Origin of the sequence: Spiroplasma endosymbiont of Glossina fuscipes fuscipes, assembly GCF_049669535.1 — a bacterium.
GTDB lineage: Bacteria > Bacillota_I > Bacilli_A > Mycoplasmatales > Mycoplasmataceae > Spiroplasma.
Map to the genome: position 1 here is coordinate 1328612 of NZ_CP187162.1, position 12066 is coordinate 1340677.

Annotated in this window: 9 protein-coding genes, 2 tRNA genes and 1 pseudogene; 1 reads left to right on the forward strand and 11 read right to left on the reverse strand. The window is 26.1% G+C overall.

Going from position 1 to position 12066, the window contains the following annotated elements; genetic code table 4:
- Nucleotides 1-17: 17 nt before the first annotated feature.
- The 5 genes from ACOBWH_RS08035 to ACOBWH_RS08055 all read right to left on the reverse strand — a co-directional run bounded on the left by ACOBWH_RS08035 (nt 18) and on the right by ACOBWH_RS08055 (nt 5032).
- Nucleotides 18-93 (reverse strand) — tRNA-Trp (locus tag ACOBWH_RS08035).
- A gap of 254 nt (nt 94-347) precedes the next feature.
- The gene (locus ACOBWH_RS08040; protein ID WP_424526416.1) at nt 348-2003 is read right to left on the reverse strand and encodes a lipoprotein; all 1656 of its coding nucleotides are present in this window, start codon (nt 2001-2003) and stop codon (nt 348-350) included.
- 511 nt (nt 2004-2514) lie between these two features.
- Nucleotides 2515-3867, reverse strand: a complete 1353-nt coding sequence (locus ACOBWH_RS08045; protein ID WP_424526417.1) for a M60 family metallopeptidase — start codon at nt 3865-3867, stop codon at nt 2515-2517.
- A gap of 455 nt (nt 3868-4322) precedes the next feature.
- Complete coding sequence (locus tag ACOBWH_RS08050; RefSeq protein ID WP_424526418.1) at nt 4323-4793, reverse strand: Fur family transcriptional regulator; 471 nt, start codon at nt 4791-4793, stop codon at nt 4323-4325.
- 14 nt (nt 4794-4807) lie between these two features.
- Nucleotides 4808-5032: an acyl carrier protein gene (locus ACOBWH_RS08055; protein WP_424526419.1), complete on the reverse strand. Its 225-nt coding sequence runs from the start codon at nt 5030-5032 to the stop codon at nt 4808-4810.
- A 709-nt stretch (nt 5033-5741) separates the two neighbouring features.
- On the opposite strand from ACOBWH_RS08055, the pseudogene ACOBWH_RS08060 reads away from it, so the two are divergent.
- A pseudogene (locus tag ACOBWH_RS08060) lies at nt 5742-6849 on the forward strand (IS3 family transposase).
- A gap of 8 nt (nt 6850-6857) precedes the next feature.
- Here ACOBWH_RS08060 and ACOBWH_RS08065 read toward each other — a convergent pair.
- From ACOBWH_RS08065 to ACOBWH_RS08090, 6 genes are all read right to left on the reverse strand, one after another.
- Nucleotides 6858-7523 (reverse strand): hypothetical protein, encoded by a 666-nt coding sequence (locus ACOBWH_RS08065; RefSeq protein ID WP_424526420.1) that lies wholly within the window; start codon nt 7521-7523, stop codon nt 6858-6860.
- A 191-nt stretch (nt 7524-7714) separates the two neighbouring features.
- Nucleotides 7715-8056 carry a hypothetical protein gene (locus ACOBWH_RS08070; protein WP_424526421.1) on the reverse strand — a complete coding sequence of 114 codons (342 nt, stop codon included), beginning with the start codon at nt 8054-8056 and terminating at the stop codon, nt 7715-7717.
- A gap of 54 nt (nt 8057-8110) precedes the next feature.
- Complete coding sequence (gene proS / locus ACOBWH_RS08075) at nt 8111-9532, reverse strand: proline--tRNA ligase (RefSeq protein WP_424526422.1); 1422 nt, start codon at nt 9530-9532, stop codon at nt 8111-8113.
- A gap of 3 nt (nt 9533-9535) precedes the next feature.
- A complete protein-coding gene (locus ACOBWH_RS08080; RefSeq protein ID WP_424526423.1) occupies nt 9536-10228 on the reverse strand; it encodes an acetyltransferase in 693 nt (230 codons plus the stop codon).
- A gap of 55 nt (nt 10229-10283) precedes the next feature.
- The gene (gene cls, locus ACOBWH_RS08085; protein ID WP_424526424.1) at nt 10284-11822 is read right to left on the reverse strand and encodes a cardiolipin synthase; all 1539 of its coding nucleotides are present in this window, start codon (nt 11820-11822) and stop codon (nt 10284-10286) included.
- Nucleotides 11823-11936: 114 nt separating this feature from the next.
- Nucleotides 11937-12027 (reverse strand) — tRNA-Ser (locus ACOBWH_RS08090).
- Nucleotides 12028-12066 lie beyond the last annotated feature (39 nt).

Here is a 12066-nt window from a genome sequence, read left to right on the forward strand (position 1 = left end):
CATCTTATAAAACATCATGGCAGGGGTAGCAGGACTTGAACCCACAACACTCGGATTTGAAGTCCGATGTTCTACCACTTGAACTATACCCCTAAAATAAAAAGTTAAGTATCAGAATTGACACTTAACTATTTTAACAAAATAATTTGAAATAGCAAATAATTTTATTTATTTTCTAAATTTTAGTTTATGGCACAATACCAAATTTTTAACAAAAAGACAATTACCTTCTTAAATAAAAAATTAAAAAAGCTAAACTTTAAAACACTTTTAAGTGTGTTTAAAATGTCTAGCTCAAATTTTAATTTCTTAAAAACTTGCCTTTAATTTGACAATTTACAAGTTTTCTATTCACTACCTTTAGACGATACTTCAAGGTCAACTATTTCATCAGAATTTTGATTTAATACAAAAGAATAATATAAACCAGCATCAAAACTTTTACCAAATGTAAACATGACTGCTCATTTTTCTTCTATTTCTTTATCCCAAACTAATATATTTGGTTCATATCTTCTTGAATGACCAATTGGATTTGATAATAAAGGATGTGTTATTAAATTAAATAATTCAAGATCTTCTAAATCTTTTGCTTCATCTGAGTTTTTAAAACCATCAATGATAATTTTAACAACACTTTTTAAACCATTCTTTTGATTTTTTATTACCATTTGTTTAAAATCTTGCTTAGAAACAGTTAAAATATTAAAAATATTAGAAACAATAACTCTGGTGTGTTCTCCTAAATCATCTGAGTATTTAAGAAATTGAACAACTATTTTTCCTCAATTAGTTAATTTTTTATCAATTGCTTTACCAGATAAATTTAATGCAATTGTTAAATCTTCATCATTTTTATCTTTAACATTACCAGATAAACCAAGACCAAAAACATTTAAATAATTTAAATTAATTTTGAAAGTACCTAGATTTAAGTTATCATCTTTATCAATATTAAAAACATCACCAATTTTGGTTTTATAAAAATTAACAAAATTTTCTACAGTTGCACCTAATAATCTTTTTCACGGATTGTTTTTACTAGTACTGGGGACAACTCAATTTGCTAGTGATAAATCTCTTGCTTTTTTGGTTTTAGATAATCCATTAAAACCTTTGTTATCAGCCGTTAATTGACCATCTTGTTCTTTTTTAATTAAATCAGTATCATTATAATTTATACTAATATTTTTAAATTCAGTTTTACTAGCAATATATTCCTTAAATGAATTTTTTAAAACACCATTTAATTCAGTGGTATCTTTTGAAAAATCTCAAATCATTTGATCATATAATGGTTTAAAAATTTTATTTTCTGAAAGATCAACAGTTTCTAATTCTAAGAAATAATCCTTAATATTTTCAATTAGAAAAACTACTGCTTTATCAGAAAAAGCCCGTAAAGTGTCCACATTTTCGGTAACATTATAAATATTTGTTATTTCAAAACTAGCATACATTTGTTTAAATTTTAATTGAATGGTTGCTTTGTAATCAACCCGAACAGCTGAAAATGGTTCTGGATTAACATCGCTAGGAAATTTATTGCGTAAATTTTCTACATCAATAAAACTAACTTTCACAATATTTTTTTGATCATCTAAAGTTAATGGCAACTCATTAGTAAAATAATTTGAATATTCGTTTTGTAAGTCACGATTAACATCGTCAAAAATTTTTGTAAAATTATTAATAAAATAAGTGGCTAATTTATTATCATCCGAATTATTTAATTTTAATTGATAAGGCTCAGTATCACCTTTATTTACTTTAGAATAGATTTTTGATAAATTATTTTTCATACTATCTACATATGGAATATTTTTAATTTTTTGATTAATTTTCTCAATAGCTTTTGCTTCAATTTCATCTAATACTTCAAGATCTTTAGCAGTCCCAGCATCATCATTATTGACAACTTTTTTGTTATGACATGAAATAACATTTGGTGTAACAGTTCCAACTAATGTTATTGCCCCCAAAATACTTAATAGTTTTTTCATTGTTTTTTCCTCTTTTACTTTAGTTATATTTATTCAAAATTTAAAAATTAAAATGTGGGAGGAATATGTGCTTTACGAAACAAACATAAACATTTTGTATGCAAAAAATTAATTAGAAGAATAATTTTACAAACAATTAACATAAACTTTTCCTCCTTATTCTATTTGCTTTTTGTGTTAATAAAAAGAGTATAACATTTAATTATTATATCAAATTATTGACCTTATTTTTAGTAGTTAATTTAGATTTTCTAAATGAATTGCTTTACTCAAAATTGATTACTGTTATCATTAAAAAAATATAGGCCCATAAAAAATAACTAGTATATAACTAGCTATCTTATTGCTTATATTTATCATATTTCATTTATTTTACTTTAACTATTATTTTTAATAATATATGTTTTTCTATAGTTGTACCAATCAAACTAATTAGTTTTCTACAATTACTAGAAAAATTATTACCATTTTTTAAAACACCTTTTACTTTTTTAAAAAATTATAATTGTTCTTAAACAATTGGATTGTGCTCAGTTATTGGTTCACCAATATTATTTCAAATTGGTTTTGTTAATGGTTTTAAAACACCAATAATATTTTTTGTTTCTACAATTAATTGTATTCCCCATTCATTAAAAAATTGTGTTAAATTATAACCACTTACTCGCGAAGAAATTCTAATAAACTCTTGGGTTTTTTTGTCATCATTATCAAAACGCTTACTTGAATTAGGTTCTTGATTAATTCTACGATATGTTTGATTTAATAACGGGTAAAAATTATTACCAAATGCCATATGCAATTGTCAAAACATTCCTAATTTAGTTCAAAGACCAAGATCACCACCAAGTTTAGTAAAATCTTTTTTCTCATTTGGTTGTGCTAAATATTCCTTAATTGCTTGTTGTTTTTCATTTTCTTTATAAATTCTTAATTGAATCCCTAATTTTTGTTGAATATATAATGAATTAATATTATTAACAACTTCAATAATAGAATATTGTGGAATAGCATAACTGTGCCCTGTTTCGCGTCACAATGATCATTGATCAGAAATTTTATCTAAAAATAAATTTTGTCCCGCAGAAGTGCTATTTTGAAAAATCATACGAGCAGTAGTACTTGCATAACCACCAGCAGCATCAGGATTAACAATATGAATATACTGTGTATATTTTTTATTAATATCGGTATAATTTTCATTTAAACCAAAAAGTTCGTTGCTTCAATTTCAAACATTATCTCAATGATTTAATGTTATATTAAAAGAATGTTGTAAACGTGGTATAACCACGTTTTTAATCATATCTGTTTGCATTGTCGCAAAATAATTTTTTGCAACAAATTCAACAAATGGTGATTTTGTTGTTTTAACTTGTTCAATGAATTCAGTTTGATCTGTTTTATTTACTTTAAAAGTTGGTATTTTAATAATACCATTATGTTTTTCTGCTATTACGCTAGTTACTCTTAAATTAGTCTGATTATTATCAGCAAGATAAAGCACCCCATTAATTTTTAAAGAAAAAGTAACAATATTGGTTTTTGTTGAAATCAAAACCTCCATGAAAACATCTTCTCTGTTTTCGTTTATATTTTTATATTTTCCCCATTGCCCAATGGATAATTTAATCTTCCCCAATTCATTGTCCATTAAACTACGATTTAATGTAACTGTATAACTATTGTGACCTTCTAGATAGTATCCTGTTGGCTTAAATTCAGAATATGTTAAAGAACCACGGTCTTCACGATTTGCCATTTCCTCAGAAGTTATTAAAGGACCATGGTTATCTTTTTCATCATCACCTTTATCCCCTTTGTTACCATCATTGCCCTTGTCACCTTTATCACCCTTTTGCACCCTTTTTTTGTTTGTTCAACCTTCATATAAATTTCTAATTCGCTCATTATTGTTGTAAACATAAATTATCAAAAATAATACTAAAAAAGTTAAAGCAAGAAAAATAAAAACATTTCAAATTATAAAAAATATTTTTTCATTAGATTTTATCTCTCCTTATGCTTTAATTTTAAAAAATTAAATATACGAAGGTGGGCATTTTTTATTAAGAAAAGAAAGACATTTTGTGTGTAAAAAATTAATTAAAAGAATAACTTCATAATAAAATCTAATATTATAAATAATTAACATAAATCTTTCGTCCCTATTCTATTTGTTTTTTTGGGTTAATAAAAAACCATAACATTTAATTATTATATCAAATTATTGTTTTTATTTTTAGTAATTAACTTTACAAAAAAATGTAAAAATAAAAAAATTACCTTCCCTTTAAAAAGTTTATGGTAATTTTCATCTTATTCATTTTCACCAAAATGAAGATGTTCATTTTTTTTGTTATGGCATTGATCACAAATTCCATGTCCTTCAATTTTAAAATGAACTGGTTTTCAATTAGTATTTGTCATCACTTCTTTTAAGTTATCTAACTTAATTTCTTGTAAAATTTTTGAATCTTTAATATGAACAACATTTTTACAGATGTCACAAACCATATGAAATGATGGGTTTTCAGCTAAATCATATCAAATTTGCTTACCATCAAAAGAATTGGTAAAAACAACATGTTCACTAATCAATAAGTCGATTGTATTGTAAACTGACATTAAATTAACATTTTTAAATTCTTGTTCTAACAACTCAACAATTTCTGATAAAGTTAAATGTTGTTTTTCTGTTAAAATTTTAATAATTGCCAATCTAATTTCAGTAATTCGATAATTTTTGTTTTTTAATAACTGTACAATACTTTCATATGATAATGCCATTTTTGCCAGCTCCTTTATTTTTTAACTTCTTCAATAATTTTAACGAAATCTGCCACCGTTTTAATATCCATTAATTTATCATCTGATATTTTTATCCCAAATTTTTTCTCAGCTTCAATCACTAAATCCATCAAATCTAATGAATCTAACACTAATGCTTTAAATTCTGTATTCAAATCAACTTGTTTTGAAACTCCACGTTCTTTTAAAACTTTTCTAATTTCAGTCAACACATCCATTTGAAATCCCTCACCTTCTTTTTTTCATTAGTATTATTATATCAAGTTTAACAATAAAATAATATACTCTCTGTTAACCTCTTCTAAAGGGTTATTTTTCAAACCTGATATAATTGTTCCTTATCGTGATAATGATAAATTAAGATTAGTTTACAATAACCAAGTTGTTCATTACTATAATAAAAGCTAAGATAACTAGTAGACGACCGAAACAAGACCATCTGACGAATCCATCATTTTAAAAAATAATAATGCAAACGTTCATTATTAAAATAATATTCGCCATAAACATAATTAATTTTTAATCGTAACCGTTTTTGTTCTAATAAAACCTTGTTAGAATTTGGTTCTAATATTGTTTCTCCTTCTTTATTAAAAACTTGTAATTTGGGCTCAGGTTTATTACTACTGATTAAAATATTTTTATAAATAAAAACAAAAATAACACTTAAAAAACAACAATTGGTAACAAAAAACCAAGAATAATAATGACTCTTCTAATAAGAACTTTTTTTATTGTTCTCAGTTTTTTCTGGTAATAAAAAATCAAATTCGAATTGAGTAAATAATTCTTGGTTAAATTCTTTATTATAATAATTTGTTAATTTTTGTGAATAAATATAATATGGATAGGTTACAATAACTTAGACCATATTTATGTAGACTGTAAAAAATAAGCTAAAATTATTAGGAAAGCAGGAATATAAAAATGGCAAAAAACCAGTACACCGATGAATTCAAGAAACAAATCGTAATGTTATATAAAAATGGTAAAAGTAATATTGAAATTGTTAACGAATATAAAATTTCAAAGGCAGTTCTTTATCAATGAGTAAAAAAATTGAGAATTCTGGTTCTTTTAAAGCTAAAGACAATCGCTCTGTTGAAGAAAATGAACTTATTCAGTTGCGAAAAGAAAACAAACAATTACGAATGGAAAATGATATTTTAAAGCAAGCAGCACTGATAATCGGCAAAAAGTAATATTAATTACTAACAATAAAGACAAATATTCAGTGAGGAAAATGTGTCAAATATTAAAGATAGCAAAATCAAAGTATTATTATCAAATTAATAAGAACACTAAAACTGAAATTAATATTTATGAAAATGAAGTTATCAGTGCATTTAAAGAAAGCTATAAAGTTTATGGTGCTAGAAAAATTAAAATTATTTTAGCAAGAAAGAACATTATTTTATCTCGACAAAAAATTAGAAGAATTATGGCAATAAATAATTTAGTATCAAAATATACTAAATTAAAATATCGCAATCATAAATCTCCTGTAAATAATGATCAAATTAGTAATATTCTAAATCGTGAGTTTAGTAATAAAAGACAAAATGAAGTTATTGTGAGCGATTTAACCTATGTTCAAGTTGGTTCAAAATGACATTATATTTGCTTACTAATTGATTTATTTAACCGTGAAGTAATTGGCTATAGCGCTGGAACAAATAAAACTGCTGAACTAGTTCAGCAGGCATTTTATAAAATAACACGACCACTAAATTAAATTAGGTTGTTTCATACAGATCGTGGTAATGAATTTAAAAATAAAATTATTGAAGAAATTTTATTAACATTTAATATTAAAAGATCATTAAGTGCAAAAGGTTGCCCTTACGATAACGCAGTAGCTGAAACAACCTATAAAGCTTTTAAAACTGAATTTATTAATGGTCGAAAATTTAAAAATTTAGAACAATTAAAGTTGGAACTATTTAATTTCATTAATTGATACAACAATATTCGAATTCATGGTAGTTTGAATTACTTAACTCCAGTTGAATTTAAAAATCAGAAGTCTACATAAAAAGTGTCCTAAAAAGTGTTGCCATTCCAATATGTCGTTGTTAAATTATTGAATCAATTAATTTCCGGAATAAAATTAGTATTAACGTTTGGTCTAGAAATAATTGGTCTAAAGATAAGATGCTGGGTAAAATTAATATTAAATCCTTCTAACCTTGTAATAAAAGTTACTTTTGTCTGTTGCAAAAAAGGGGGCACTAAAAAATTTTTAGTTGAAAAATTATCATTTGTTGTAACTTCAATTTGGTTTTTGGTTTGATTATAAATCATATTATCAAGAAAAAAATATTCATACAGTTTTTGCTGCGAATTATATTTTAAATAACCATTTAGTGTTTTAAAATTATATTTTGTTTCTTTACTAATTATTGTTGTTATCGTTGGAATTAAGAGATAACAATTATTAAAAAATGTTCATAACTTTGTTATTTTTGTATAAAAATCAATTGGAAAATTTGATACATGATCAGAATAAAGAATACTAAAACTTCGTACAGAAAATAAAGACGCTATTTGTTCACCACGTGGCAAAGCTGCAATAAATTCAAAATAATGCTCAAAAACATTTTGCAAGGTTTGAAACTGTTTCTTTTTTTCATCATAATTTTTATACTGAATAACACCTGTTATTTTTGTTGTTTGATTATAACTTTGCTTCTTATTGTTAAAATTCAAATAAACTTCTTGATAAGAATTTTTTGTAATTAAAACATCATTTCTTATACTGGGAACACTAATAACAAGACTAATTTTATTTTCATCAAGACATTCCCCAGAAACAACAACTTTTCCTCAATTTGAATATTTAATTTTAGTTTCAGAAATTTGTAAAACTGTTTGACTATATCCCGTTTGTAATTTAGTTGTTATCTTACAATTTTTTTATTATTAAAATTTCAATATATTTCTAATATTGAAAAACTATAATTAAATTGAAAAAAATGTTTTTGTAAAATATTAGTAATATTTTTTGCCTGTTTGTGATCAATTTGATAATCTATTGTTGTTTGTCCACTCTTGGTGAATCAGGGTTTAATATTGCCAATATTTGGACAAATATAAAAAGCATATGCTTGATTGTTATCACCATTATCAAAACTAAACAATGGGATAGTAAAATCTAACGCTAAATTAATTTCATTGTTAGGAGCAAACTGAAATGAATTAAGTACTGCCAATGGTTGATTAAGAAAATTTTCACCAAACAAATTAAAAACCTCCTTAATTAGTATTTACCAAAAATTAAAGAGGTTTCCTTAAAATTAATAAGCACGCGCAAAGTAAACTAAATTAGTTGCTGGTTGACCACAATGAAAACAAACTGTTTTTTGTGATTCTATATCAAAAGGAATACAACGAGAAGTTGTTTGTGTTTCTGCTTTAATAACATCTTCACATTCAACCCGACCACAGAATGGTACTAAAAATAAACCGTTTCCCTTTGCTAATGCTTTTAAATAATCATCATAAGTTGTAATTTTTTGCGTACGTTGTTGGCGATTATCTAATGCTCTTTGATATAAGTTTGTTGCAACTTCAGATAGCAGCTTTGCAACAGTTTCTTTCACTGCTGCTAATGGTATAGAAAATTTTTCAAAAGCATCACGACGAGCAATTGTAACTTGATTTTGTTCTAAATCACGAGGTCCCACTTCAATTCGTAATGGAACCCCTTTAATTTCAGCATTTGCAACTCGAAAACCAAAACTTTTATCTGATTGGTCAATTTCACAACGATATTCTTGTAATTCAGTTTGTAACTTCTGAACAGCTTGTAACTGTTGATGTTCATTGCTAATTGGCAAAATCATAATTTGTGTTGGCGCAATGGCCGGTGGTAAAACAAGACCATTATCATCACTATGAATCATAATGATACCTCCTATTAAACGAGTTGAAACTCCTCAAGATGTTGAGTAAGCATTTTCTAATTCATTTTGCTGATTTGCAAATTTAATGTCAAAAGCTTTTGAAAAATTTTGGCCAAAATAATGACTAGTCCCACATTGCAGGGCTTGGCCATCATACATTAACGATTCAATAGTATATGTTTCTTCTGCTCCAGCAAATTTTTCCCGTTCTGTTTTTTGCCCTTTAATAACTGGTAATAATAATTTTTTTTGGACAAATTCAGCATAAATATCTAAAATCTTTAAAGTAAAATCACGCGCTTCTTGTTTTGTTGCATGAATTGTATGTCCTTCTTGTCATAAAAATTCACTAGTACGTAAAAAAGGACGCGTTGTTTTTTCTCACCGTAAAACATTTACTCATTGGTTATATAATAAGGGTAAATCACGATATCCTTGAATTTCTTTACTAAAAAAAGTTCCAAATAAAACTTCTGATGTCGGTCTAATATAAAGTTCTTCATCCAAAATTTTATCCCCAACCTTTGTAACAGTTGCAATTTCGGGCGAAAAACCTTCAATATGATCTTTTTCTTTATTAAAAAGAGTTTTTGGAATCAACAAAGGAAAATAAACATTTTTAACTCCAACTTTTTTTAATTCTACATCTAAAAATCTTTGAATATTTTCCCAAATCGCATAACCATAAGGTTTAAAAATCATTGTTCCTTTAACAGCACCATAACTAATTAAATCAGCATTTAAAACAATATCAGTATATCATTGAACAAAATCAACTTCTCGTGGTGTAATTTTATCTAACTTTTTCTTCATGATTTACTTCTTTCTATTTTCTGTTAAAAGATCAGAAATATTTCCTTTTTCACCTTGAAAAACTTTAATGCTTAAACGATTACTTTTAACATAAGTTTGAATTCGATTTAAATACTGATTATTTTTCATTAAAATCCAACGAATAGCTTCAGGTTTAACATCTTCAAAAATTTTTATTCGGCGGGTAACATCATCATACTTCCAATCCTTCTTTGTTAAAAGAAATAACTTTTTAATATCAATTGCGATAACAGCAATTTGCGATGGATCAACTTTTTGCTCTGCCACTCAACTTCAAAAATAATGCCGTGTTGAATTGTCTAATTCAAATTCCAAATGATCAGGCTTTTCTAAATAAGTTCAAACAACATATTCACTTTCTTTTGCCAAATGAATGTTTTGTACTGGTTGTAATCCAAATTCTAATTGACGTAAAACATTACTAGTATCAGTATAAAATAATAACGATTTAATCCGTTGGTGATTTAATTCTTTAATAATTTTATGTGTTTTACAACGTTTAAAACTAAAACCAGTTTTAATCTTGCCTTCGTCTTCATCATCTTCAAATAAGCTTGTTTCTAAACTATCGGTTACTAATAATTCTTCTTGTAATAAATTTCGTTTTTTTGTTTTTTTAGTTTCTACCGCGGTTTCTTGCTCATCTTTCTTTTTTAACTTATTAAATAACATCATTAACCCTCCTTAAATAATAATTATACAAAAAAATTATACTTGATTTTTGTACAAGTTATAAGATTGGTGCAACTAATTTTAAACATATTAGTAATAACCGGTAACTTAATGGTTTATATTTAATCGGTCATTCATGTCATAAAATGGCATGTTTATAATCTCATTCCCATCGCGGAATAAAGTTTGCAACAACTACTGGGTCATAAATAACCGCTGTTGTTTGATGATCAGAAAAGAAACTGCGATAATCTAAATTGCATGTTCCAATTACCGCAACTTCATCATCAAAAATTGCAATCTTATTATGATTAAACATATTATTCATCTCATAAATTTTTACACCATTAGCAATTAAATCTTTACAATAACTTTTCGTTAAATCTAACACAAAGATTTTATCTGTTAAACCAGGAATTGTTAAACGAACATCAACTCCTGCTCGTGCTGCTAAAATCAAGGCTTGAATAACTTCATTTGGCGGAATAAAATATGGTGTTGATAATCAAATTCTTTTTCGTGCTTTATTAATTAACGAAATATATAATTCTTCAGTAATTGAATGATCAATACTAGGACTATGATTAACAATTTGCAAATGTGATTTTCCACTAATATTATATTTTTTTTCAGCAAGAATATTTGGTTCTAATTCGGTAATTTTTTCATGCCGTTTTGTCGCAAAGTACCAATCATCTGCAAAAATAACTTCTAAACCACGAACAGCTTCTCCTTCAATACGGACCTGCGTATCATGAAAAATCCCAAATTTTCATGATTGATCAGCGTACAAATCAGCTAAATTAATTCCCCCCGTGTAGCCAATTAAACCATCAATAATAACATCTTTTCGATGATTACGATAATTCGCATTCCCGCTAATAAAGGGCGTAATAATTGGTAAATACTTATGAACACGAACCCCGGCTTTCATTAATTTTTTAATACTTTTTTTACTAATTTTAAAATAACTACCAACATGATCATAAATCATATAAACACGAACCCCGGCTGTAATTCGTTCTTTTAAAACTGCTAAAAATGATTCAAATAGTTCACCATCAGCAACAATAAAATAAGTTAACAAAATATATTCTTGGGCTTGTTGCAAATCAGTTAGTAATGATTTAAAAACTCGTGTCCCATTCGTTAGAATTTCAATTTTATTATTTTGATATAATGGTTTACTTGCACTATGCATTAATAACTCAACAACATTACCAAATTTTTGTTCAGGACTATTGTATGCTGCTAAGCTCTTTTTGTTTTTTTCAGTATACATATCATATTCTATTTTATTTAAATGATTATATAATAATGATTTTTTATTTGAATAGTGATATTTTCGACCAAAAAAAACATATGAACACAACCCAATAAAGGGAACAAAATTAATAAAAATAATTCAAGAAAATTTAACTTCATAACGCCGTTTTGAAAAGAAGAAAAAGAATGAAAAAATTAAATCAATAATAACAATTGCTAAAAAAATATATAAAAATTTTAAGTTAAGAATAACAGTTACCACAATTAAGCCCATAATTGCCATCCCAAATAAAAAAATCATTGATAAAATAATTTTTAATCAATTTTTCATTATGTTTCCCCTTTATTGCACAATCTTAATATGTACATTATACCAATAATTTAAAAAGAGTTATAGACATTATAACTCTTTTTTGTTTCTTTTTAGTTTAAAATCAATAATTAATGGCGGAACAGGAGAGACTCGAACTCTCGCGCCGGTTACCCGACCTAACACCTTAGCAGGGTGCCCTCTTCACCAACTTGAGTACTGTTCCAAATCAATACCTTATATATTATACAAAAGATATCATTTT